Here is a 24471-nt window from a genome sequence, read left to right on the forward strand (position 1 = left end):
CGCTCCAGGGCGCGGTGAGGGAGGGGATTCTAGCGCTTGGGCCGGATCAACGTCATTGGTCGGGTTGGAACCGGGGGTTGCAAGCTTGGTCTAGGCTTTTGCGTCTGGAACCTAAAACCCAAGGAGAGCAAACGATGAGCCTTTTCAGTTTTCTAAAAGAAGCCGGTGAAAAAATTCTCGATGCGCTGACGCCGGACAAGGCCGAAGCCAACAGCGAGGCGCTGACCAAGCACGTAAAGGACGCCCTGACGGGGATCGACACTTCCAAGATCCAGGTAAAGGTCGAGGGTGAAAAAATCATTGCCACGGGCGAAGCCGCCAGTCAGGAAGAGAAGGAAAAAATCCTTCTTGCTCTGGGTAACGTGGCCGGTATCAGCGGTGTTGATGATCAGATCACGGTGACCGGGCCGGTGGCCACACCCGCGAAGTTTGTCACGGTTGAGAAGGGTGACACGCTGAGTGCCATTTCCAAGCGTGTGTATGGCGATCCGAACAAGTATCAGAAAATCTTCGAAGCCAACAAACCGATGCTCAAGGATCCGAACAAGATCTATCCGGGACAGTCGTTGCGGATTCCTGAGTAATCCTCAAGACCGTGTGATGGCCTTCGCGGGCAAGCCTCGCTCCTACAGGTTTTGGTGTACGCGATATTCGCGCACGACACGGACCTGTAGGAGCGTGGCTTGCCCGCGAAGCAGGCGATAAGGTCTAAAGCCCGGCAATCAACTCCCGATAATCCCCCACCGCCGCAAACTCCGCCGTGTCCTTCGGCCCTTTGCGACTGTCCGGCTCGCTCACCGCCAACAGATGCGCCACGCCAAAACTGCGCGCACTGCGCAGGATCGGCAACGTATCGTCGATAAACAGACTGCGTGCGGGATCAAAACCTATATCGGCCTGCAACGCCTCCCAGAACTGCGGATTTTCCTTGGGAAAGCCGTAGTCATGCGAGCTGATCAACCGCTCGAAGTAAGGCGCCAGTTCAATCCTTTCCAGTTTCAATGACAGCGAATCACGGTGCGCATTGGTGATCATCACCACACGCTTGCCCGCCTGCTTGATCGCCGCCAGAAACGTGTCCGCATCCGGGCGCAGGGCGATCAGGTGTGCAGTTTCCAGTTTCAGCTCACGCACCGGCAGCTTCAGCTCGGCGCTCCAGAAATCCAGGCAATACCACTGCAACTGACCGGCGTTGCGTTCGAACAGCGGCTGCAACTCCATTTCGGCCATGGCCCGGCTTACCCCGTGTAACTCGGCGTAACGCTGAGGCAGGTGCTCCATCCAGAAATGGTTGTCGTAGTGCAGGTCCAGCAGCGTGCCGTCCATATCCAGCAGAACGGTGTCGATGTCGCGCCAGGGCAGCAGGGACATAAAAAACTTCTCCAGCGGTAATAAAGATATCCGAGGTCAACAATCAGGATAGGCCGGGTATAGTAACGCGTTCACGCCAAGGAGCTTTTCATGCGCCAGAAACCCACCGTACTCGCCCGCGAGATTGTCGCCACCAGCCGTTTATTCTGCGTTGAGGAGCTGAAGCTGCGCTTTTCCAATGGCGTGGAGCGCACCTACGAGCGTTTGGTCGGCAAAGGCGCGGGGTATGGCGCGGTGATGATCGTGGCGATGCTCGATGCGGATCACGCCGTGCTGGTCGAAGAGTATTGCGGCGGCACCGATGCCTATGAGCTTTCGTTACCCAAGGGCTTGATCGAGCCGGGCGAAGACGTGCTGGCGGCGGCCGAGCGCGAGCTCAAGGAAGAGGCCGGGTATGGCGCGCGGCAGTTGGAGCATCTGACCGAGTTGTCGTTGTCGCCCGGTTACATGAGCCAGAAGATCCAGGTGGTGTTGGCCACCGATCTGTACGAAGAAAGCCTGGAAGGCGACGAGCCCGAGCCGATGGGCGTGGACAAGATCAACCTGCGCGAATTGTCGGCCCTGGCGCAAAACCCGCGATTCACTGAGGGCCGTGCCTTGGCGGCGCTGTACCTGGCCCGTGATCTGCTGACTCAGCGTGGGGTATTTCTGCCATGAATTTCCCGCATCCGTTGATGGCGCCGGTGATTGAACTGGCGTTGAAGGCTGGCGAAGCGATCCTGCCGTTCTGGCGCACGGGCGTGGCGGTTACTGCGAAGTCTGATGATTCCCCGGTCACGGCGGCGGACCTCGCAGCCCACCATCTGATTCTGGACGGGCTGACGGCGCTGGACCCGAGCATTCCGGTGCTGTCTGAAGAAGACGCCAACATTCCCTTGAGCGTGCGTGCCGGCTGGCAGCGCTGGTGGCTGGTCGATCCGTTGGACGGGACCAAGGAGTTCATTTCCGGCAGCGAAGAGTTCACCGTCAACATTGCGCTGATCGAGCAAGGCCGGGTGGTGTTTGGCGTGGTGTCGATGCCGACCAACGGGCGGTTTTATGTCGGTGGTGCCGGTCTGGGCGCGTGGCGGGGTGATAAAGGTGCCGAGGCGTTGCCGATTCAGGTTCGCAATGTCCCGGCTCCGGGCGAATTTACCGTCGTCGCCAGCCGTCGGCATTCAAGCCCCGAGCAGGAGCGTTTGCTGGCCGGATTGAGCGCCAGTCTGGGTGAGCTGCAACTGGCGAATATCGGCAGTTCATTGAAATTTTGCCTGTTGGCAGAGGGCGCGGCGGATTGCTATCCGCGCCTGGCGCCGACTTCTCAGTGGGACACAGCGGCAGCCCAGGGTGTTCTGGAAGGGGCGGGTGGTGAGGTGCTGGATTTGAGCGGGAAGCCGTTTTGTTATCCGGCGCGGGAATCGTTGCTGAATGAATTTTTTTTGGCGTTGCCGGCGAAGGCTGCTTGGCGCGAAAAACTGCTGGAGCTGGCCCGGGAGTAATGGTCGAAAAATCGCAGCCTCGTTTCACTCGACAGCTGCTACAGAGAAGCGCGCCCTGTAGCAGCTGTCGAGTGAAACGAGGCTGCGTTCTTTTGATTTACCGGTGGAGGACGTACTGCCCGGTAAACCTTACCGCATCGTTATCGCTATCGGCATTGACGATCCGCGAATGCAGCGACAACCGCGCCCGCCCGTACCGCTGATACGTCGCCAGAAATTTCTTCCACACCACCGCACTCGGTGCCTGACAAATCGCAATCGCGTCCATGGTCACCGGCAGCGGATAAGTGATGTGCCCTTCATGAATGACGATGTGCCCGCCTTCAACCCCTTCTTCACGCAAGCGCAAATGCAGCCAGCCCCAACCGGCCAGCACCGCGCCGCAATACAGACTGCCGCCGAACATGGTGCTTTTGTGATTGACGTTGGCTTCCAGCGGCAAGTGCAGGCGCAGTTGCTGGTCGTGCCAGTCGAGTACTTTGAGCCCCATGTCCCGCGTCAGCGGAATATCGTGATGGAGGACTGATTCCAGATGACGACGGTCGCGGCTCATTCACGGGTCCCTTGTTTGAAGATGATGACTGGACGGTAGCTCAATCGAGTTCGTCGGTGTGGCTGCTGGCGCCACCGTCGGCGAAGTTGAGGCCGTGTTTTCGCAGTTTGTCATGCAAGGTCTTGCGCGGAATGCCGAGGGCTTCGGCGAGGCTGCGCACGGAGCTGTGAGGCCGCGTCAGTTCGGCGGCAATCAACGATTTCTCGAAGTTTTCCACTTGTTCGCTCAAGCCGCCGCTGAACACGTCGACCGTCATGCCGGCAGGGCCCTCCGGCGTGTTGTTATCCAACGCCAGCTCCAGGCCCAGGGCAAAGCGTTCGGCAGCGTTTTGCAGTTCCCGCACGTTGCCCGGCCAGGTGTGGCGCAGCAGCAGGGCGCGTTGCCCCGGTTGCAGTTCATGGGGCGGCAAACCGTGGCGGGCGCTGGCTTCGTCGGCGAAATGCTGGAACAGCATCAGCGCATCTTCGCCGCGCTCGCGCAGCGGCGGAATGCGCAGCGGCGCGACGTTCAAGCGGTAATACAAGTCGGCACGGAAGCGCCCTTGATCGGCGGATTGGCGCAGGTCTTCCTTGGTCGCGGCGATGATGCGGATGTCCAACGGGATCAGCTGATTGCCACCCAACCGCTCGACCACACGCTCCTGCAGCAAGCGCAGCAATTTCACCTGTACATCCAGGCTCATGCTTTCGATTTCATCGAGGAACAACGTGCCGCCGTTGGCGAATTCGAACTTGCCGATGCGGCGTTTTTGCGCACCCGTGAATGCGCCCGGCTCGTGACCGAACAGCTCGCTTTCCACCACCGATTCGGCCAGTGCCCCGGCGTTGATCGCCACGAACGGGCCATTACGGCGGCTCGACAAATCATGCAGCGCCCGGGCCACGACTTCTTTGCCGGCACCGGTTTCGCCGAGGATCAGCACGTCGGCCTTGGTCGCCGCCAGTGCGCCAATTTGCTCGCGCAAGCGCAGCATCGACGCCGATTGCCCGACCAGTCGGGTGCTCAGTTCATTGCGATCGCTCAGGGCCAGACGCAGGCTGCGGTTGTCCAGCACCAAGCGGCGCAAGTCCAAGGCGCGGCGTACGCTGTCGAGCAGCGCGTCGCTGGCGAAGGGTTTTTCCAGAAAGTCATAAGCCCCGGCGCGCATGGCCTGGACGGCCAGCGGCACATCGCCGTGGCCGGTGATCAGCAGCACCGGCAGCTCCGGGTCCTGGGCATGCAGTTCGGTGAGCAGTTCGAGGCCGTCCATGCCCGGCATGCGAATGTCGCTGACCACCACGCCTGGCCAGTCGCGCTCCAGTTGTCCGGCCAGGCCCTTGGCTTCGGCCAGTGGCAGGATTTTCAGGCCAGCCAGGTCCAGCGTCTGGCTCAAGGCCTGACGCAGATGGGGATCGTCGTCGATCAGCACGACCTGGACGCGGTTATCGATGGTCATGCACTTCGGTCCTCGGACGGTTGCAGGCTCACACCCGGTGCGCCGGGGCGCAGCTTCAGGGTAATCAGGGCGCCACCTTCCTTGTGGTTGGCGAACGACAGTTCACCGCCGAAGGCGCGCATCAGGGTTTCGCAAATAGCCAGCCCCAGGCCAAGTCCCTGGGTGCGGGTCTTGGTGGTGTAGAAGGGCTCGCTGGCGCGACCAAGGGCTTCCATGCAAAAGCCGGGGCCGTTGTCGCGAATGTACAGAGTGACGCCGTCCGCGGTGGATTGGGCACTCAACCAGAGTTTACGCGGCGGGCCTTTTTCGGTCAGCGCGTCGAGGGCGTTGGCCAACAAGTTGCCGAGCACCTGGCGCAGACGGGTTTCCCCAGCCTCGACCCACAACGTGGCCGCCGGCAAATCGCGGATCAGTTCGACCTCCATGCTGCGCCGACGCTTGGCGAGTAACGCCAGCGCGTCATCCAGCGCCGGTTGCAGGGCGACGCTTTCCGGCGCATGGCGATCGCGCCGGGCGAAGGCACGCAAGTGGGCGATGATCGACGCCATGCGCCCGGTCAGTTCGCTGATCAGCTTGAGGTTGCCGCGGGCGTCGTCGGTGCGCTGATGATCGAGCAGCACTTCGGCGTTTTCCGCGTAGCTGCGAATGGCCGCGAGCGGTTGATTCAATTCGTGGCTGATGCTCGCGGACATCGTCCCCAGTGCCGACAATTTGCCAGCCTGCACCAGATCGTCCTGGGCGCGCACCAGTTCCTGCTGGGCGTGTTCGCGCTCCAGCACTTCCTGTTTCAGTCGACGGTTGAGGCCTTCGAGGTCGCTGGTCCGCTCGGCGACCCGGCCTTCCAGTTCGCGGCGGGCCTTGGCTTCGAAGGCGATGCGTTCGAGGTAATGGCGGCGGCGCTGCATCATCAGGCCGAGCAGCAACATCAACACCAGCAACGTCGCGCCGCCGATGGCGACGACGGTGCGCACCGGTCGGTCGATCAGGGTGCGTGGGGCGAGAATGCTGACGTTCCAGCCGGTTTCGGCGATCTGCTGGGTTTGGGTCAGCCAGGCGTTGGGATTGAGCTCCAACGGCTTTGGATCGCGGGTCGGGTACGGTTGGATCGCGGTAATCGCTGTGCTTTCAGCTTCGCTCAAGGGCCGGGTCGAACGGAACCGCCACTCAGGGCGCGACGTGAGGATGACCACGCCGTTATGGTCGGTCAGCAGCAGTTGTTCCGGGGTTTTGCCCCACAGGCTTTCGGTGTGGTCGAGGTCGACCTTGACCACCAGCACGCCGATGATTTTCTCGCCGGTGCGCACGGCGGCGGCGAAGAAGTAGCCGCGTTTGGCCGAGGTCGTCCCCAAGCCGAAAAAGCGCCCGAGCCGTCCGGCCATGGCTTCGCTGAAATACGGTCGGAAGGAAAAATTGCGGCCGACAAAACTGTCGTGTTTGTCCCAGTTCGACGCCGCCAGGGTCTTGCCCGTGGTGTCCATCAGGTACATGACTTCGGCACCGGTCTGGGCGCTGATGTTTTTCAGCAGGCGATTGGCATTGCCCTGGGTGACGCTGTCGTCCGGCGCCCCGAGCGCTGCGCGCAGGGCCGGAAGATCGCCGAGGATCTGTGGCAATACTTCATAACGGTGCAGCGTGCCCAGCAGGTTGGCGACGTAAAGGTCGAGGGTCTGACGGTTTTGGCCGGCCAGTTCGCTGCGGTAATAACGCTCGGCCAGATGCTCCAGCGGCCACAGCAACGGCGCCAGGCACAGCGCAAGCAGTGCGAGGCTGCGCCAGCGGGGTCTGCGGGGGAGAGTCGGAGTCATGAGCATCGGGCGCCTGTGGGTACAGGCGCATTATGCCTAGGCTTGCTCGGCAAGACACTCGCGCAGCGCGGTTTGCCAGTCAGGCTGACTGACGCTCCATTCGCGTTGCAGGCGACTGCAATCCAGACGCGAGTTCAGTGGCCGGGCGGCCGGTGTCGGATAGTCGCTGGAGGGGATCGGCAGCAGGTTTGCGCAAGGCTTGCCCTGTTCCCGCAGCGCTTCGCCAATGGCATGGGCGAAACCGAACCAGGAGGTTTCACCTTGGGCGGTCAGGTGATAAGTACCCCACGCACCAGCCTGTCCCGCTTGCCAGCGTTCGATCAGTGCCAGGGTGCTGCTGGCGATCGTACCGGCCCAGGTCGGCGCGCCGATCTGGTCAGCAACAATGCGCATCTCTGGTTTTTCTTGCAGCAGGCGCTGCATGGTCAGCAGGAAATTACGGCCGTGGGTCGAGTAGACCCAACTGGTGCGCAGGATCAGGTGCTGGCCTTGTACCTCAGTGATCGCTTGCTCGCCGGCCAGTTTGCTCTTGCCATAAACACCGAGCGGGTTGGGCGCATCGGCTTCGTTGTACGGCTCAGTCTTGCTGCCGTCGAACACGTAATCGGTGGAGTAGTGAATCAGCGGGATGCCCAGCGCCAGCGCTTCTTCGGCCAGAATGCCAGGGCCGGTCGCATTGATGGCAAACGCCAGTTCCGGCTCGCTTTCAGCTTGATCGACCGCGGTGTGAGCCGCCGCGTTGATGATCAGGTCCGGGCGAACGCGTTGCACCTGCTGGCGAATCTGTTGTGGTTGAGCCAGATCGAGTTGATCGCGCCCCAATACCACCAACTCGCCAACAGCAGCCAAGCGAAGCTGTAGTTCACGCGAAACCTGACCGTGCTGACCGCTGATAAGAATTCTCATGGAAACAGGTCAGCCTCTTTCAGGCTTTTGCCGTTCTGATCCTTGGCCGACAGCTTGGGCGCTTCATCCAGTTGCCAGTCGATAGCGAGGGTCAGATCGTCCCAGCGAATGCAACGCTCGGCGGACGGCGTGTAATAGTCAGTGGTCTTGTAGAGAAACTCGGCAAAATCGCTGAGCACCACGAACCCATGGGCAAACCCTTCCGGCACCCAGAGTTGGCGGCAGTTTTCTGCGGACAGTCGCACCGCTTCCCACTGACCGAAATGCGGCGAGCTGCGACGGATGTCCACCGCGACGTCGAGCACCTCACCGGCGGTTACCCGCACCAGTTTCCCCTGTGTATTTTCCAGCTGATAGTGCAGGCCGCGCAGCACGCCTTTCTGTGAACGGGAATGGTTGTCCTGAACGAATTGCGTGTTCAGGCCTGTCGCTTCTGCAAACGCCTTGGCATTGAAACTTTCATAGAAAAAGCCGCGCTCGTCACCGAACACCTTGGGTTCGATGATCAGTACTCCGGGCAGAGTGGTTTCAATCACATTCATTGTTCTTCCCCGGCCAGCATGAACAGATACTGACCATAACCGGTCTTGCCGAAATAGCTGGCGCGCTCCAGCAACAGCTCGCGGCTGATCCAGCCATTTTCGTAGGCGATTTCTTCAAGGCAAGCGACTTTCAGGCCTTGGCGGTGTTCGATGGTCTGCACGTATTGCGAGGCTTCAAGCAAGCTGTCGTGGGTGCCGGTGTCGAGCCAGGCAAAACCGCGCCCGAACCGTTCGACCTGCAGATTGCCGCGTTGCAGGTAAGCGTTATTGACGTCGGTGATCTCCAGCTCGCCGCGCGGTGAGAGCTTCACGGCTTTGGCGATGTCGATCACATCGTTGTCGTAGAAATACAGGCCGGTCACGGCATAGCTGGATTTCGGCTTTTTCGGCTTCTCTTCGATCGACAGGGCGCGGCCTTCGCTGTCGAAATCAATCACGCCAAAGCGCTCCGGATCCTTGACCCAATAGCCGAACACGGTGGCACCGGAGGGGCGTTTTGCGGCGTTCTTCAATTGGTCGCCAAAGTGCTGACCATGGAAAATGTTGTCACCCAGGATCAGGCACACCGGGTCATCGCCAATAAACTCTTCACCGATCAAAAAGGCTTGGGCCAAACCATCCGGCGACGGCTGCTCGGCGTAGCTGAAATTGACCCCGAACTGACTGCCGTCACCCAGCAGGTTGCGGTACTGCGGCAAATCCTGTGGCGTGGAAATCAGCAAGATGTCTTTGATGCCGGCCAGCATCAGGACCGAGATCGGGTAGTAGATCATCGGTTTGTCGTATACAGGCAGCAGCTGTTTGGAGACGCCGAGGGTGATCGGGTGCAGGCGCGTGCCGGAGCCACCGGCCAAAACGATACCTTTCATCATGCGAGCAGCTCCTTGGTATTGATGGCGCCCAGGCGTTCGCCCTGATAGCTGCCGTCCTGAACGCGGCGGCACCACTCAAGGTTATCCAGATACCACTGAACGGTTTTGCGCAGGCCGGTTTCGAAAGTTTCTTCAGGCACCCAGCCCAGTTCGCGCTCGATCTTGCTGGCGTCGATCGCGTAACGCAGGTCGTGGCCCGGACGGTCCTGGACGAAGGTAATGAGGTCGGCGAATTGCGCCACGCCTTCAGGCTTGTTCGGCGCCAGTTCTTCGAGCAGCGCGCAGATGCCCCGCACCACGTCGATGTTCTTTTGCTCGTTGTGACCGCCAATGTTGTAGGTCTCGCCGACCACACCTTCGGTGACCACTTTGAGCAGCGCCCGGGCGTGATCTTCGACAAACAGCCAGTCGCGTACTTGCAGGCCGTTTCCGTAAACCGGCAGCGGCTTGCCGGCCAAGGCGTTGAGGATCACCAGCGGGATCAGTTTTTCGGGGAAGTGGAACGGCCCGTAGTTGTTCGAGCAATTGGTCAGCAATACCGGCAGGCCGTAGGTGCGCTGCCATGCGCGGACCAAATGGTCGGACGCCGCTTTGCTCGCGGAATACGGCGAGCTCGGCGCGTAGGGCGTGGTTTCGGTAAACAGATCATCGACGCCGTGCAGGTCGCCGTAGACCTCGTCGGTGGAGATGTGATGGAAGCGGAAGGCGCTTTTTTCCGACTCGGCCAGCGTCTGCCAGTAAGCGCGAGTCGCCTCCAGAAGACTGTAGGTACCGACGATATTGGTCTGGATGAAATCCGACGGACCGTCAATGGAACGGTCGACATGGGATTCCGCCGCCAGGTGCATGATCGCGTGAGGCTGGAAACGTGCCAGTACTGCGCTTACGGCTGCCTGATCGACGATGTCGGTTTGGACGAACTCGTAGCGGGTGTCGGTGGCAATGCTGGTCAGCGACTCGAGATTGCCGGCGTAGGTCAGTTTGTCCAGGTTGAGCACTTCATGCTCAGTATGCCGAATCAGGTGGCGAATCAGGGCAGAGCCAATGAAACCGGCACCGCCGGTGATGAGAATACGCATGTTGGCCAGCCTTTTTCTGTAAGACGATAAAGCGAATGTGCATAGCTTGTCGGCAGGAGCAGGGTGGTGCAAGAGGGTTGTTGGTCGTATTTGGCTTTTGCGGCGCCGACGGGGGGTTGATTATCGACCGATGCAGTGGCGATATAAGCGCCTAATAAAATTTCAGGGGTTGTTGTATGCCGCTCGCCACGTTGATTCACCGCGCCAGTTTGCCCAGCCCGCAAGTGTCTGCGGAGCAAGCGCTAGAGCTGCTGGAGGGGCATTACGGGTTCAGTGGAACGTTGCACGCCCTGGGCAGCCAGCAGGATCTCAACTTTCGGGTCGACAGCGATCAGGGGCGTTTCGTCCTGAAAATCTGCCGGGGCGACTATTCGGCGCTGGAGCTGCAAGCCCAGCATGCCGGGCTCAAGCAATTGGGTGAACATTCCGGCGTTCATGTGCCGCGAGTGATCCCTGCAAAAAACGGCGCTGATCTGCTCACGCTGGAAGTCGGTGGTCAGGCCGTACACATGCGCCTGCTCGATTACATCGAAGGCCAGTCGCTGACCCACCTCGATCACCTGCCCGGTTCGGTGGTGGCCGGTTTCGGTCGGCTCTGCGGCGAAATGGACCGGGCGCTGGCCGCCTTCGAGCATCCGGGCCTTGAGCGCACGCTGCAGTGGGACGCCCGCCACGCCAACGCGCTGATCGGCCATTTGTTGCCAGTGATCAAGGACGACGCGCAGCGCCGGTTGATCGCCGAGGCGGCCGAACGGGCCGAGCGTCATTTGCAGCCGCTGGTGGCCAAGCTGCCGGTGCAGGCGATTCACATGGACATCACCGACGACAACGTGGTCTGGCAGCGCGACTCGCAGCGCGAGTGGCAGTTGCAGGGCGTGATCGATTTCGGCGACTTGATCCGCACCTGGCGCATTACCGATCTGTCGGTTACCTGCGCGGCGTTGCTGCATCACGCCGATGGCGATCCTTTTTATATCTTGCCGGCGGTCCGGGCTTATCACGCGGTCAATCCGCTCACTCATGAAGAGCTGCTGGCGCTCTGGCCGCTGATCGTCGCGCGAGCGGCGGTGCTGGTGCTCAGTGGCGAACAGCAGGTCAGCATTGATCCGGGCAATGAGTACAGCCGCGACAACCTGACCCATGAGTGGGAGATCTTCCGCGTTGCCACGTCGGTGCCGCTGGAATTGATGGAAGCGGCGATTCTGACGTCCGTCGGCCAGACACTGCCAGGCATCGGCAGCGAAGGTTTCGCGCCGTTGCTGCCGAGCCTGGTGGGACGTGAATTTGCCTTGATCGATCTGGGCGTGCTGAGCCCGCATTTCGAAGCGGGTAACTGGGAGCAAGAGGGGATTGATCAGCGCCTGCTGACTGAAGCAGCGGCGGCTCACGGTCTGGCGGCCAGTCGATATGGTCAATATCGTTTGTCCCGCACCCAACCGGACAGCGCCACCGAGCCCGACACGTGCCCCTTGCACGTGGAGCTGCGGGTGCCAAACGGCACGGCGGTCGAATCGCCGTTTGCCGGCGTGGTTCATCAGCCGGCGGCGGGTGTGCTGCAACTGGACGGTCCGCAACTGAGCGTGCGGTTGTGGGGCGTGACGCCGTCGCTGCATACCGGTGCGGCGCTGGTCAAAGGTCAGGTGCTGGGTGTGGTCAGTGGGCCGTTGATTGTGCAGTTGTGCCGAGGCGCTACGTTCAATGCACCGTTGTTTTGCACGCCGTCTCGCGCTGCAGCCTGGCAAGCGTTGTGCCCGTCACCGGCGGCATTGCTGGGGCTAGCCTGCGATGCGGAAGCAGAGCTCGATTCGCAGACATTGCTGGCGCGTCGCGACGCCAGTTTCGCGCGCACCCAGAAGCACTATTACGTCGACCCGCCACGCATCGAACGCGGCTGGCGCAATCACCTGATCGACATGCAGGGCCGCTCCTACCTCGACATGCTCAACAACGTCGCAGTGCTTGGCCACGGTCATCCGCGCATGGCGGCGGTGGCCCGTCGTCAGTGGTCGTTGCTCAACACCAATTCACGCTTCAACTACGCGGCGGTGGCTGAGTTTTCCGAGCGCTTGCTGAAGTTGTCGCCGGAAGGCATGGACCGGGTGTTTCTGGTCAACAGCGGCAGCGAGGCCAACGACTTGGCGATCCGTTTGGCGTGGGCCTACAGCGGCGGTCGCGACATGCTAAGCGTACTTGAGGGCTATCACGGCTGGACGGTGGGTGCGGACGCGGTGTCGACCTCGATTGCCGATAACCCGAAAGCCTTGAGCAGTCGTCCCGATTGGGTGCACCCGGTGACCGCGCCGAATATCTATCGCGGTGAATTCCGTGGCCTCGACAGCGCGCCGGACTACGTGCGCAGCGTGGAACACAACCTGGCGAAAATCGCCGGGCAGAAACGCCAGTTGGCCGGGTTCATCTGCGAACCGGTGTACGGCAATGCCGGCGGGATCTCGTTGCCACCGGGTTATCTGAAACAGGTCTATGCGCTGGTTCGAGCGCAGGGCGGCGTGTGTATCGCCGACGAAGTGCAGGTCGGTTACGGGCGCATGGGCCATTTCTTCTGGGGCTTCGAAGAGCAAGGCGTGGTGCCGGACATCATCACCATGGCCAAGGGCATGGGCAACGGCCAGCCGTTGGGCGCGGTGATCACTCGCCGGGAAATCGCCGAGGCACTGGAGGCCGAGGGCTATTTCTTCTCGTCGGCGGGTGGCAGCCCGGTCAGTTGCCAGATCGGCATGGCGGTGCTGGATGTGATGGAAGAAGAAAAACTCTGGGAAAACGCTCAGGTCGTGGGTGGGTATTTCAAGGAGCGGCTTGAAGCGCTGATCGATATTCATCCGCTGGTGGGCGCGGTGCATGGTTCCGGGTTCTATCTGGGGGTCGAGCTGGTCCGCAATCGCGACACTCTGGAACCGGCGACTGAAGAAACTGCGGTGCTGTGTGATCGGTTGCGGGAGCTGGGGATTTTCATGCAGCCGACGGGGGATTATTTGAACGTGCTGAAGATCAAACCGCCGATGGTCACCTCGCGCCGGAGCGTGGATTTCTTTGTGGACATGCTCTCGAAAGTGCTCGCGGAAGGCCTGTAAACACCTATTCCTGTGGGAGCGAGCCTGCTCGCGATAGCGGTGATCAGTCTATTCACATGTTGAATGTTCAACCGCTATCGCGAGCAGGCTCGCTCTCACAGGGGTAATATGTTAGTTCGATTGTTATCGGGTTTAATTACGTAAAATTAGACGGATGGAAGATTGATTGCTTTTAAAGCCGATATTTATCGGCTATAAAGTCGTCACTGCCAACGTTAAGCACTTGCCCGGAGATGATTCATGAGCCGTATCGTTACCGTCGCCGCCACCCAGATGGCCTGTTCCTGGGACCTTGAAGCCAATATCGAGACCGCTGAAAGGCTGGTCCGTGAGGCCGCGGCCAAAGGCGCGCAGATCATCCTGATCCAGGAACTGTTCGAGGCGCCGTACTTCTGCCAGAAGCCGAACGCGGATTACCTGCAACTGGCCACGACGGTCGAAGACAACGTCGCCATCAAGCACTTCCAGAAAGTCGCCAGGGAACTGCAAGTGGTGCTGCCGATCAGCTTCTATGAGCTGGCCGGCCGCGCGCGTTTCAACAGCATCGCGATCATCGATGCCGACGGCAGCAACCTCGGGATTTATCGTAAAAGCCACATCCCGGACGGCCCTGGCTACCACGAAAAGTACTATTTCAACCCGGGCGACACCGGCTTCAAAGTCTGGAACACCCGTTACGCAAAAATTGGCGTGGGCATCTGCTGGGATCAGTGGTTTCCAGAGTGCGCGCGCAGCATGGCGTTGATGGGTGCAGAAATTCTGTTCTACCCGACGGCCATCGGCAGCGAGCCGCACGACAAAACCATTTCCTCCCGTGACCATTGGCAACGCGTGCAACAAGGCCATGCCGGGGCCAACCTGATGCCGCTGGTCGCCAGCAACCGCATCGGCAACGAAGAACAGGACGGCTACGACATCACGTTCTACGGTTCGTCGTTCATTGCCAACCAGTTCGGCGAGAAGGTTCAGGAGCTCGACAAGACCGAAGAAGGCGTGCTGGTTCAGAGCTTCGACCTCGATGAACTGGAGCACATTCGCAGTGCGTGGGGTTCGTTCCGCGATCGTCGCCCGAACCTATACAATGCGATCAAAACCCTCGACGGTTCCCTGGAGTCCTGATCGCATGACCACTTTAAACAGCACCCCGCGCGCCGACGGCTTCTACATGCCCGCCGAGTGGGCGCCACAGACCCAAACCTGGATGATCTGGCCGGAGCGCCCGGACAACTGGCGCCTGGGCGGCAAACCCGCGCAAGCCGCGCACGTGGCCGTGGCAAAAGCCATCGCCCGTTTCGAACCGGTGACCGTGGCGGTCTCCGCCGGCCAATACGAAAACGCCCGCGCCCGTCTCGACGTACCGAATATTCGTGTGGTCGAGATGTCCAGCGATGACGCCTGGGTTCGCGACACGGGTCCGACGTTCGTCATCAATAACAGTGGCGAAGTCCGTGGTGTGAACTGGGACTTCAATTCGTGGGGCGGTTTCGACGGTGGTCTGTATTCGCCGTGGAATCGCGATTCGCAGGTGGGCGGCAAGATCCTCGAGATCGAGCGCAGCCAGCGTTACCGCACCGAGGGTTTCGTGCTCGAAGGCGGTTCGATCCACGTCGATGGCGAAGGCACGCTGATCACCACCGAAGAATGCTTGCTCAACCGCAATCGCAACCCACACATGAACCGTGGGGAAATCGAAGCGGTACTCAGCGCCAACCTGGCGGTGGATAAAATCATCTGGCTGCCGGACGGTTTGTTCAACGACGAAACCGACGGCCATGTGGATAACTTCTGCTGCTACGTGCGTCCGGGTGAAGTATTGCTGGCCTGGACCGATGATCCACAGGACCCGAACTACCCGCGCTGCCAGGCGGCAATGAAAGTGCTGGAAAGCAGCACCGATGCCAAGGGTCGCCCATTCACGGTGCACAAGATGCCGATCCCGGGGCCGTTGTATGCGACCGAGGAAGAGTGCGCTGGTGTGGACCCGGTGGATGGGACTCAGGAGCGTAATCCGACCGTTCGTCTGGCGGGTTCCTACGTGAACTTCCTGATCGTCAATGGCGGCATTATCGCGCCAAGTTTCGACGACCCGCTGGACGGTCCGGCGAAAGAAATTTTGCAGGGCCTGTTCCCGCAGCACGAAGTGGTGATGGTGCCAGGCCGCGAACTGTTACTGGGAGGCGGTAACATCCACTGCCTTACCCAACAGCAACCGGCACCGCACAACGATTGAGTGAGGTTGTAACAGCCTGAACCGGTTGAAAAACCACTGAGGCTCAAGTTTATCCCCGCTGTTCATCAAGAAGCCCGCAGCCCCAAAGGACTGCGGGCTTCTTTGTATCCGCTTGTCGACAGTTCAGAAACGTTGGCACAGCTCTTGTATCTCTCCAGGTGTAAATCAGGGAGGGGGAGAACTGCGATGTTCTGTCATAAACCTTGGATAAGTTAGCCGCTCACGAACCAGGAGAGAGCGCTGAAATGAACGCCGAATTGAACGTAGTGAGCGAGCGGGCGTTGCATCCCCTGGCAGTAAACAGCGAATCGCTCCAGGTCCTGGCGCACTGGTTGAAGTCCAATGGAACGCGTCAGATCAGAGAACCTGATCCGCGCCGGATGATGATCGAGCGTTACCCCGCTGGTTTGTTCAGCGAGGCGGAACTGGAAGCGTTGTGGGATGTGATGGAAGGATAAGAAGAAAAAACAAAGGATTGATAAAAGCGCTGCCGGGATGGCGGCGCTTTTTTATGGGTGGTGGTTTTATGAACAACACAATCACTGTGGGAGTGAGCCTGCTCGCGATAGCGGCTGGACAGTCAACATCGATGTTGATTGATCCACCGCTATCGCGAGCAGGCTCGCTCCCACAGGGGATTGGTGTCGATCACGCCGGTTTTGGCGCGTTTAGAAGCTGTAAGTGCCGGTCACGACCAGGCTACGCGGTTCGCCAGGTTGAATCTGCGCGGCGCTGGTAGCCGACGAGTAATAGGTCTTGTCGCTGATGTTGTTCAGCGCCGCGCGCAAGTCCCAATCTTTCTGCCGGAACCCGGCCAGTGCATCCCAACGGCCATAACCCGGCAGCACGACGGTGTTGAGGTTATCGGCATAACGCTGGCCCACCAGGGTCAACCCGGTTTCCGCATACCAGCCCATTTCCGGTTTCCAGGTCAGGAACAGGCTGCCGTTGTGCTTGGCCACGTTGCTGATGCGTTTGCCTTCAAAACCGTTGTTGTCCTTCTCGACCGTCGCGTCCTGCACGCCCACGCCACCGCGCACATACCAGTTGCCGGCGATTCTGCCGGTGCCGGTCAGCTCGATCCCGCGGGAACGTTGCAGGCCCGAGAGCAACGTGATGGTCGGGTTGAGCGGATCGCTGGTGCGGCGGTTGTAGAGTTCCAGTTCGTAGATCGCCAGCGTGGTGCTCAGGCGGTCGTCGAGCCAGTCGCTCTTCACCCCGATTTCCTTCTGCTTGGTCAGCTCCGGGCTCAAATCGTTGCTGTTACCGGCAACGCCTGGGGTGATGCCGATCAAACCGCCGCCCACCGGCGAAAACGTCTTGGTCCAGGACGCATAGAAGGAATGATTCTGCAGCGGCGTCCAGACCAGGCCTACACGCGGGCTGGTGCTGTGACTGTCACGGTCTTCGGAAATGTTGCGCAGCTTGTTGGTCGATTCGATGTCGAAGGTGTCGTAGCGCAAACCGGCCAGCAGTTGCCATTGATCGTTCAGGCGCAATTGATCCTGCACGTACACCGCACGGCTTTCGACTTCGGTGTGGTTGTCGCTGGACACCTGCATGCGCCCGGTATGGCGCAGATCGCGATTCGGGTTGTACAGGTCCAGCGCCGGCACCGGTGAGCTGCCCCGCCCGGAAGTGGCCGCGGTGTACAAGGTCGGATCGCGGCGCTGGCTGCCAGTCTCGATGCCGGTCAGCAGGCGATGCTCCAGGCCGAAGGTGTTGAAAACACCCTCCAGTTCGACGTTGTTATAGACGTTGCGCGTGGTCAGATCCTGCTGCCAGTGCTGGCGCGTGACCTTGTTGGTGGCCGGGGTGTAACCGGTCAGGTACGTGTTGTCGAAATCGCTGTCGAGCTTGAACACGCCCAGCGTGTGGCGCAGTTGCCAGTTGTCGCTGATTTCATAGCTGAGTTTGGAGCGTAGGGATTGCGACTTGTCGTCGATGAAATCGTGCTCGCTGCCGTAGGTCGTATCGCGTCCCACGTCTGCCGGGCGTCCGTTGACACCGGGGATACCGCGATCCGGCGTACGGTTGTAGCGGCTGTATTCGTACTGCACCAGCCAGTTCAGGTCCGGCGTCAGTTGCCAGCTCATCGACGGTGCGAACAGCTGGCGATTGCCGCTGACGCCATCGCGGAAGCTGTTCTGATCCATGTTGCCCATGTTCAGGCGCAGGCTGATGTTCTCGGACGGATCGGTGCTGAGGTCGGCATAAAGGCTGCGCAAATCATCGCTGCCGCCTTGGGCTTCGATGGTCGAACGACGGCCGAACTCGGGCAGTTTGCTGACCCGGTTGACGATCCCGCCCTGGCTGCCACGGCCGTATAGAACGGCCGCCGGACCTTTTAGGACTTCGATGCGCTCGATGTTGTGCAAGTCGCGGACGTATTGGCTGTCGTCACGAATACCATCCAGGTAGAAGTCGTTGCTGGCGTCGAAACCGCGAATGCGCAAGCTGTCGAAACGAGTGTCGGCGCCGCTGCTGACGTTGGGGATGCCGCTTAACGCCGTGCCCAGGTCATTGGTGCCGTAATCCGAGACATTCGAGGTTTTAATCGAGTCGATGGCTTGGGGCACATAGCGTACCGGTGTCGCGGTGCGGGTTGCGGTGCTGGTTTCCTTCACTCGCGGGTCGTCGGCTTCGGCTTCGGCACTGATCGAGGTTTCGGGTAAAACGGTGGTCGCGGCGCAGGTGAAACCAGCAGAAAGGAAAGCAGAAAGCCCAAGGGTGACGGGCGTAAGGCGCAAGGGGGCAGGCATCTGAAGCGCATCCGAAAGGGTGGAGGAATTCGAGGGCGCGAATGGTAATGCTTGTTATTTACTTCCGTTAACTATTCTTGTAAAGCTACGACGCTCGATTGTTTCCAGTTGTGTCGAAATTGCTACAGAGGTTATTCGACCGATTCTTGAAACAGACTGAAAGTCATTCCAGCGTTTTTCCGAAACGGTCTGAGGATTAGTCTGCTGGCATTGAATTTTCCTGATTAGTTGCCGGAGTTTCCTATGATCCTTCACTACATTTACGACCCTCTGTGCGGCTGGTGCTACGGCGCCAAACCGCTGGTACAAGCCGCCCAAGGCGTGCTGCCGGTGATCGCCCACGGTGGCGGGATGATGAGCGGCGCCAGCCGCCAAACCGTTTCCCCACAACTGCGTAACTACGTGATGCCCCACGACCGACGCATCGCCGAGTACACCGGCCAGCCATTCGGCGACGCGTATTTCGAAGGTTTGCTGCGCGATGAGACGGCTTTGTTCGATTCCACGCCGCCAATTGCGGCAGTGATGGCAGCGGAACAGCTTGCGGGCCGCGGACTTGAGTTGCTGGGGCAGTTGCAGACGGCTCATTACGTGGAAGGTCGGCGCATCGCCGACGAAGCGGTTTTGCTGGAGCTTGCCAACGACATCGGCCTCGACACTCAAGCCTTCCGGCTGGCATTCAAAGCAGTGGAAACCGATCGCCATGTCAGGGCGAGCCGCGCACTCTTGGCCAAGGTCGGCGGCCAGGGTTTTCCGACTTTCATCCTTGAACAGGATGGTCAATTTACCTTGGTCGATATCGGACCCTGGCTCGGCAAGCCGCAAGCGTTCGCGCAATGGTTAAGCCAATCGACTCCTGCACAAGCGATGTCAACACCCGTGCAATCCTGTGGCATCGACGGCTGCGCCCCTTGAATTCATCCGGAGTCACCATGGACAACCTGAGCCTGATCAAAAGCACTTACGAAGGCGCCAACTCCCAGGAAAATGCACACAACACCGCTGCGGCCCTGGCCGAGGATGCCCGCTGGACCGAATCCGCAGGTTTCCCCTACGCCGGCACCTACGTCGGTTTCGATGCCATTGTGGAGAACGTGTTCAAGCGTCTGGCCACCGAATGGGACGATTTTCAGTTGAAGATCGAGGACTACGTCGCACAGGGCGACAAGGTGTTTGCCTACGGCAATTACAGCGGAATCTACAAGGCCACTGGCCTGCCGATGAATGCTCGCGTGGCGCATTTGTGGACCCTGGCCGATGGCAAGGTCACCCACTTCGAACAATTCGTCGACAGCCATACGGTGCAACTGGCGATCACTGGCAAGTAATCGCTTAGACGATTTTCAGCTTTTCATAGACGATTCATGAAATTGACACGCCGTTGAGGGCGCGGCTAGCATTCGCCCAACGCCTGTGGCTAACCGCCATGACTCAATAAAATAATAAAAAGGCCCGCCACGATTTTCTCGTGGGCGGGCCTTTTTGTTTTGGGGTGAAAAAAGAGTGCGATAGCGCCATTTCAGCCGTTCGACACAGCGCGTACCAACCGGTAATAAGGAAAAGAACAACATGTTGAATAAGCGAATCAGCCTGATCGCTCTGGGGATGTTGAGCGCTACACAGGCCATGGCTGACGACCAGGCCGAATCCAAGGGATTTGTTGAAGACAGCAGCCTCAAAGTGCTACTGCGCAACGCCTACATGAATCGTGATTACAAAGACGGTAACCCGGACAAAGCCGAATGGGGCCAAGCGGCCATCGGTACGTTTTCGTCCGGCTTCACCCAAGGCACCGTCGGTGTCGGTGTGGATGCTTTCGGTCTGTACGCATTGCGTCTGGATGGCGGCAAGGGTCGCACCGGCGCACAAGGCATCGACTTCTTTAAAAAGGGTGACAGCGGCAACGCGGCTGACGACCTGTCCAAGGGCGGCGCAGCGGTCAAATTCCGTCTCTCCAGCACCACGCTGACCTACGGCGACCAGATGCCGGCCCTGCCGGTCCTGAGCTACGACAACGTACGCCTGCTGCCAGAAAGCTACACCGGCACCATGATCACCTCCAAGGAGATCAAAGGCCTGGAACTGAACGCCGGTCGCTTCACCGCCGAGTCGCGCAAAAGCGCTGAAGGCCGTGACAGTGGTGGCCTGAAGTCGATCAACGTGTTGGGCGGTAGCTACCAGTTCACCGACCAATTCAAGGCTGCCCTCTACGCATCCGACGTCGAAGACGTGCTGAAGAAGCAATACGTGAACGCCAACTACGTGTTCCCGATCGACAAGGATCAGTCCCTGACCCTGGACTTCAACGGCTACCGCACCAAGCTGGATGATTCCTACGTCCGCGAAAACGGTCTCACCGGCGACGACAACAAGATCTGGAGCCTGGCAGCGACCTTCGCCACCGGCCCGCACTCGTTCACCCTCGCTCACCAGCGCAGCACCGGCGACAGCAATCTGGGCTACGCCTATGGCGGCTACCAGAAGGGTCAAGGTCGCGTCGGCGACGGCGGCAATACCATCTACCTGTCGAACTCCTACTGGTCCGACTTCAACGCCGAAGACGAGCGCAGCTGGCAGTTGGGCTACGGACTGGACTTCAGCACCTTCGGTATTCCGGGGCTGAGCTACAACTTCGCCTACGTGCGCGGTGACAACATCACCACGTCCACCAGCGAAGGCGGCACCGAGCGCGAAATCTTCAACCAGTTCAAGTACGTCGTGCAAAGCGGCCCGGCCAAAGACCTGAGCGTGAAACTGCGCAGCTCGATCCTGCGCGTCTCGCAGAAATCCAGCGAGTACAACGTCAGCGGCAACGAAGTGCGTGTGTTCGTGGATTACCCGATCAACATCTTCTGATGATCGACTGAGTGTCCAACACTCGATAAAAAACCCCGAATGGTTCGGGGTTTTTTTTCGCGTGAGAACCATAGGAAAAACGCATAAAACGGCCATTTTCGATCGTGAAAAGTCGATTTAAAGCAACGTCATGCTCCGTTTCAAGCAGCGCTTGATATGCCTCAAATTCTTTCTCATGGACGTAAATCCTGCGCTCTCTAGATTAGGCTGCTAAATGTACGGAGATTTTTGAAAATGATCGTTTTGAACAAAGAAGTGGGCGAGTTTCTACGGCGTGACAAATATGCCAACGTCCAGGGTGCTGACTTCAATCTCTTCGGTCATTTCAACGATTTCGTCAGATTGACCAGAAGTTGGGAAAACATGGAGCCGGACAGTTACTACGGTCAGGCCGAAGCGGGCATGCGCTACCGTCGCTACAGCGATTTCGAGTACAACCCCGTCACCCGCGATCTTAAGCAGCTGGAACACCGCGCTTATGTTCAGTCCAAGGCGAACAACAGCTACGTGGGCGGAATGGTTCGGCACTTCCAGGATTTCTCTGATGAAGTCATCAATTCGCCGGTAATGCGCAGCCTCATCGACACCGACTTCGAAGTGTATAAAAACGTGCTACCGCAGGAGTTGCACGACGAAATCTGGCAATGTCAGATTCATCAGATCCGCATCGAGATCAAGCCCGGCAAACAACTGGAAATCACCCCGGAAGGTATTCACTGCGACGGTTATCCGTTCAGTGGCGTGCACTTCTGGGGCCGCAATAACGTTGAAGGGGCGGAGAGCCGTTTGTACGAAGCTCAAAATCAAGAGCAAGTGGCATCGACGACCTACGAGGAAATCCTCGACACCACCTACTTTCTTGATCGCGACATGCGTCACTACGTGACACCGGCACGCAATACCCATTCTCACGCCATGGCGTACCGGCAGATTCTGGCGATCTCTTTCTCGCGGCCCGGGACCGCTTTCGACATTGTTCGCTGAACAGTACAACTCCGTGACCAGCCTCGCCGAGTGCCCTGCACCGGTGATGCTGCGGCGCACCACGGCAAAGGATGCACAGCGCCTGGAACGCTTCTTTCGGCAGTTCGAAGAAGTATCTTTCTGTGAATGGCAGGACGCCAAATGCCTGCGCAGTGTGCTGGTGCAGAAGACCACTACTGCGTTTATCGCACTGGATGCCAGCGGCGAAATCGTTGGCGCGGTGTTGGGCGGAATGCTCGGCAGTCGCGGCACGATCAACCACCTCGCAGTGAGCCCGGAGTACCGCAGCCAGGGAGTCGGTCAACGTCTGGTTGAAGCGGCGTCCTCAGACATGAAACGCGTGGGCGTGCTGCGGATGTTCCTGTTTGTCGACGATGCTAACCTTGCCGGCCAACGCTTTTGGAGTGCCCAGGGTTTTTGCGAACCGCGCGGCGAAAGAACATTTGAGAGGGACCTATGAATGAGACGTCCAGCAGCCAGCCGCTGATGGTCGAGCCGCACGCGTCGCGCACTTTCGCCGAAGCCAGCCCGGTGGTTGCGGGTTACTTCACGGTGTCGTTTGTGTTCGGTTTGATGGCGGTGAATGCCGGGTTGCCCGTGTGGCTGCCGGTCGCCATGTGCCTGTTCGTATATGCCGGCGCTTCACAGTTTGCCGCCCTGGCGCTGATTTCCAGCGGCGCGTCGCTCACCACCATCATCCTCACCACGTTTCTGATCAATGCGCGGCACATGCTGATGTCGGTCTACATGGCCAAAGCGTTGCAGGCGATGGGTCTCAGTCGGTTTGAGCGTTGGTGTTACGCGGGCGGGTTGACCGATGAGTCGTTCGCCTTTCACAGCGTCAAACTGGGCAAGGGCTCGCCCGTCAACGTGCGTTACCTGATCGGTTTCAATCTGTATTGCCACACCTCGTGGGTACTCGGTGGTTTGCTGGGGGCGATTTGCGCGCAGTACGCGGCGCACTTGATCCAGTATCAGCTCGACTACGCGCTGACCGCGATGATGCTCTATGTGCTGGTGTCGCTGTGCAACACACGTAACAAGCTCATCGCCGCACTGGCCGCCGTCGCCTGTATGGGCGCGCTGAGCCTGGTCGGCAGCTCGCCCTTCAACGTATTTATCGCCACATTCGTGGGCTGCGGGGTGGGCGTATGCCTGACCAAACGTTCCTGATTCTGGTCGTCGTACTGATGATGGCCGTGACCTTCCTGCCGCGCGCGTTGCCGCTGCAAGTGAACACCGACCATTGGCCGCCCTTCGTCGCCCGGGCTCTGGAATACCTGCCGGTGGCGATCGTCGCTGCAATCAGCCTCACGCCGTTGTTGATCAAGGATCAGCACGTGCAGCTCGATCGCCCGGAATTTTATGCCGCGATTCCGACGTTGTTATGTGCGTATTTCAGCAAAAACCTCTTTCTCTCCGTTGCGGTGGGAACGGCTGCGTACATTGCGCTCGGCTCGTTCATGTAGCGGGAGGTCGACCACATCGTGCAAGGCCTGACCCGACAACTCCGGATTATTGATCGCCAGCCGCACTTCGAGGGCATCTTCGAAGCCGGGGAAAATGGTCAGTCCGTTACGCTGGGCGGCATCCCGCGAGACCATGCCGAGGCCGTCCATTTGCGTGATCAACGACAACGTCAGGGTTTCGCTGCACGAATACACCATCCGCTTGCCCGACTCGTAATTGCCAAGACCGGCATCGAGAAAGCGCAGGAAGCTGTGGGAATACGGACAATCGTCCGCCGGACGCACCTGAAACTTGTTGCCGAGCAACACCAGCGGATCATGTTCCTGGCCGCAATGCGCACCGACCACCTGCACCTGGACATCGGGCAGGATGATGCTGGGCAACCCCGGCTTCTGCGGGCCGATGAGCACCGCCAGGTCGAAGTCTTCATTCTTCAGCTTGCTGAGGTTTTCCATCGACTCGGCGTAGCTGAATTCCAGCTGATAGTCGGGAAACACCTCAATCAGGCGTCCGATCATTCGCCGATTGAAGTCAGCCGACAGAGTGGTGTTCAGCGCCACCTTGAGCGTGCGCTGCCCAGGCACCTTCAGCGCGGCCACCTTTTCTTCCAGTTGCCGCGTGGCGACCAACACCTTGTCCATGTAAGGCGTGAGTTCCGTGCCTTGCGGGGTCAGGGTCAACCCCTTGTTGGAGCGACGAAACAACCGAAAACCGAACTGCTCTTCGACCTTGTTCAACTGAGCGGCCAACGCCTGCACGGTTAAACAGGAATGCTCTGCCGCTGCCGACAAAGAGCCGGTCTGCACAATGCGCATCAGGTTGCGTAGGGTTCTGCTATCCATTGGGTAATGCCCTCTAAAGTGGGCTGGCTATTGTTGAGTACCTGGCCGCCGGTTGGGCGATACGTGCTGGCTATAATCCTGCACATGAACACGCTTGTCCCGAGTTTAGTAGCGAAATGATGCTGCGTCCGATGGCTGGAGGCTTACATAGAGTCGAGGTTTTTGGGGAGGGGTGGGTGATTAGGGTCAAAAAAATG

Annotated in this window: 24 protein-coding genes; 14 read left to right on the top strand and 10 right to left on the bottom strand. The window is 59.5% G+C overall.

The window, feature by feature from the left end; all coding sequences use genetic code 11:
* Nucleotides 1-134: 134 nt before the first annotated feature.
* Entirely contained in the window at nt 135-584 is a 450-nt protein-coding gene (gene lysM / locus ACA070_RS01255) for a peptidoglycan-binding protein LysM (protein ID WP_438661610.1), read from the top strand.
* A 124-nt stretch (nt 585-708) separates the two neighbouring features.
* On the opposite strand, the gene yrfG is transcribed toward lysM, so the two are convergent.
* Nucleotides 709-1371 (bottom strand): GMP/IMP nucleotidase, encoded by a 663-nt coding sequence (yrfG, locus tag ACA070_RS01260; protein ID WP_403104387.1) that lies wholly within the window; start codon nt 1369-1371, stop codon nt 709-711.
* Nucleotides 1372-1461: 90 nt separating this feature from the next.
* Here yrfG and nudE point away from each other — a divergent pair, with 90 nt between their 5' ends.
* Together nudE and cysQ are read left to right on the top strand one after the other, a co-directional pair.
* Nucleotides 1462-2028: an ADP compounds hydrolase NudE gene (nudE, locus tag ACA070_RS01265; RefSeq protein WP_109627374.1), complete on the top strand. Its 567-nt coding sequence runs from the start codon at nt 1462-1464 to the stop codon at nt 2026-2028.
* Nucleotides 2025-2849, top strand: coding sequence for a 3'(2'),5'-bisphosphate nucleotidase CysQ (gene cysQ / locus ACA070_RS01270; RefSeq protein ID WP_497449738.1), 825 nt, complete (start codon nt 2025-2027; stop codon nt 2847-2849). The genes nudE and cysQ overlap by 4 nt, the downstream gene beginning before the upstream one ends.
* Before the next feature lie 97 nt (nt 2850-2946).
* Here the strand turns inward: cysQ and ACA070_RS01275 are convergent, their stop codons facing one another.
* Genes ACA070_RS01275 through rfbB form a run of 7 tightly spaced genes read right to left on the bottom strand, consistent with a single transcriptional unit; the run spans nt 2947 to nt 10041 of the window.
* On the bottom strand, nt 2947-3402 hold the full coding sequence (locus ACA070_RS01275; RefSeq protein ID WP_497449739.1) for a thioesterase domain-containing protein: 456 nt from the start codon (nt 3400-3402) through the stop codon (nt 2947-2949).
* Nucleotides 3403-3442: 40 nt separating this feature from the next.
* Nucleotides 3443-4837, bottom strand: coding sequence for a sigma-54-dependent transcriptional regulator (locus ACA070_RS01280; RefSeq protein WP_497449740.1), 1395 nt, complete (start codon nt 4835-4837; stop codon nt 3443-3445).
* Nucleotides 4834-6642 (bottom strand): sensor histidine kinase, encoded by a 1809-nt coding sequence (locus tag ACA070_RS01285; RefSeq protein ID WP_497449741.1) that lies wholly within the window; start codon nt 6640-6642, stop codon nt 4834-4836. The genes ACA070_RS01280 and ACA070_RS01285 overlap by 4 nt, the downstream gene beginning before the upstream one ends.
* 36 nt (nt 6643-6678) lie before the next feature.
* Complete coding sequence (rfbD, locus tag ACA070_RS01290) at nt 6679-7548, bottom strand: dTDP-4-dehydrorhamnose reductase (RefSeq protein ID WP_497449742.1); 870 nt, start codon at nt 7546-7548, stop codon at nt 6679-6681.
* Nucleotides 7545-8090: a dTDP-4-dehydrorhamnose 3,5-epimerase gene (gene rfbC / locus ACA070_RS01295; protein ID WP_497449743.1), complete on the bottom strand. Its 546-nt coding sequence runs from the start codon at nt 8088-8090 to the stop codon at nt 7545-7547. The genes rfbD and rfbC overlap by 4 nt, the downstream gene beginning before the upstream one ends.
* Entirely contained in the window at nt 8087-8962 is an 876-nt protein-coding gene (gene rfbA / locus ACA070_RS01300) for a glucose-1-phosphate thymidylyltransferase RfbA (protein ID WP_497449744.1), read from the bottom strand. The genes rfbC and rfbA overlap by 4 nt, the downstream gene beginning before the upstream one ends.
* On the bottom strand, nt 8959-10041 hold the full coding sequence (rfbB, locus tag ACA070_RS01305; protein ID WP_497449745.1) for a dTDP-glucose 4,6-dehydratase: 1083 nt from the start codon (nt 10039-10041) through the stop codon (nt 8959-8961). The genes rfbA and rfbB overlap by 4 nt, the downstream gene beginning before the upstream one ends.
* A 176-nt stretch (nt 10042-10217) precedes the next feature.
* On the opposite strand from rfbB, the gene ACA070_RS01310 reads away from it, so the two are divergent.
* The 4 genes from ACA070_RS01310 (at nt 10218) to ACA070_RS01325 (ending at nt 15818) form a co-directional block, all read left to right on the top strand.
* Nucleotides 10218-13130, top strand: coding sequence for an aminotransferase (locus ACA070_RS01310; protein WP_497449746.1), 2913 nt, complete (start codon nt 10218-10220; stop codon nt 13128-13130).
* A gap of 240 nt (nt 13131-13370) precedes the next feature.
* The gene (gene aguB, locus ACA070_RS01315; protein WP_497449747.1) at nt 13371-14249 is read left to right on the top strand and encodes an N-carbamoylputrescine amidase; all 879 of its coding nucleotides are present in this window, start codon (nt 13371-13373) and stop codon (nt 14247-14249) included.
* 4 nt (nt 14250-14253) lie between these two features.
* Nucleotides 14254-15360: an agmatine deiminase gene (aguA, locus tag ACA070_RS01320; RefSeq protein ID WP_497449748.1), complete on the top strand. Its 1107-nt coding sequence runs from the start codon at nt 14254-14256 to the stop codon at nt 15358-15360.
* 245 nt (nt 15361-15605) lie between these two features.
* A complete protein-coding gene (locus ACA070_RS01325) occupies nt 15606-15818 on the top strand; it encodes a hypothetical protein (RefSeq protein WP_497449749.1) in 213 nt (70 codons plus the stop codon).
* 210 nt (nt 15819-16028) lie between these two features.
* On the opposite strand, the gene ACA070_RS01330 is transcribed toward ACA070_RS01325, so the two are convergent.
* Entirely contained in the window at nt 16029-18122 is a 2094-nt protein-coding gene (locus ACA070_RS01330; RefSeq protein ID WP_497449750.1) for a TonB-dependent receptor, read from the bottom strand.
* 243 nt (nt 18123-18365) lie between these two features.
* Between ACA070_RS01330 and ACA070_RS01335 the strand changes: the two genes are divergently transcribed.
* The 7 genes from ACA070_RS01335 (at nt 18366) to ACA070_RS01365 (ending at nt 23431) form a co-directional block, all read left to right on the top strand.
* The gene (locus tag ACA070_RS01335) at nt 18366-19037 is read left to right on the top strand and encodes a DsbA family protein (RefSeq protein WP_497449751.1); all 672 of its coding nucleotides are present in this window, start codon (nt 18366-18368) and stop codon (nt 19035-19037) included.
* Nucleotides 19038-19054: 17 nt separating this feature from the next.
* Entirely contained in the window at nt 19055-19450 is a 396-nt protein-coding gene (locus ACA070_RS01340) for a nuclear transport factor 2 family protein (RefSeq protein ID WP_497449752.1), read from the top strand.
* 241 nt (nt 19451-19691) lie between these two features.
* Nucleotides 19692-20978: an OprD family porin gene (locus tag ACA070_RS01345; RefSeq protein ID WP_497449753.1), complete on the top strand. Its 1287-nt coding sequence runs from the start codon at nt 19692-19694 to the stop codon at nt 20976-20978.
* 234 nt (nt 20979-21212) lie between these two features.
* Entirely contained in the window at nt 21213-21962 is a 750-nt protein-coding gene (locus ACA070_RS01350) for a 2OG-Fe dioxygenase family protein (protein ID WP_497449754.1), read from the top strand.
* A gap of 46 nt (nt 21963-22008) precedes the next feature.
* The gene (locus tag ACA070_RS01355; RefSeq protein WP_497451893.1) at nt 22009-22422 is read left to right on the top strand and encodes a GNAT family N-acetyltransferase; all 414 of its coding nucleotides are present in this window, start codon (nt 22009-22011) and stop codon (nt 22420-22422) included.
* Complete coding sequence (locus tag ACA070_RS01360; RefSeq protein WP_462029006.1) at nt 22419-23135, top strand: AzlC family ABC transporter permease; 717 nt, start codon at nt 22419-22421, stop codon at nt 23133-23135. Before ACA070_RS01355 ends, ACA070_RS01360 begins: the two co-directional genes overlap by 4 nt.
* Nucleotides 23114-23431: an AzlD domain-containing protein gene (locus ACA070_RS01365; protein WP_010464672.1), complete on the top strand. Its 318-nt coding sequence runs from the start codon at nt 23114-23116 to the stop codon at nt 23429-23431. Before ACA070_RS01360 ends, ACA070_RS01365 begins: the two co-directional genes overlap by 22 nt.
* Here the strand turns inward: ACA070_RS01365 and ACA070_RS01370 are convergent.
* The gene (locus tag ACA070_RS01370) at nt 23348-24274 is read right to left on the bottom strand and encodes a LysR family transcriptional regulator (protein ID WP_497449755.1); all 927 of its coding nucleotides are present in this window, start codon (nt 24272-24274) and stop codon (nt 23348-23350) included. The genes ACA070_RS01365 and ACA070_RS01370 overlap by 84 nt on opposite strands.
* Between the last annotated feature and the right edge of the window lie 197 nt (nt 24275-24471).

The sequence above is a fragment of the Pseudomonas sp. LBUM1678 genome (assembly GCF_059695575.1).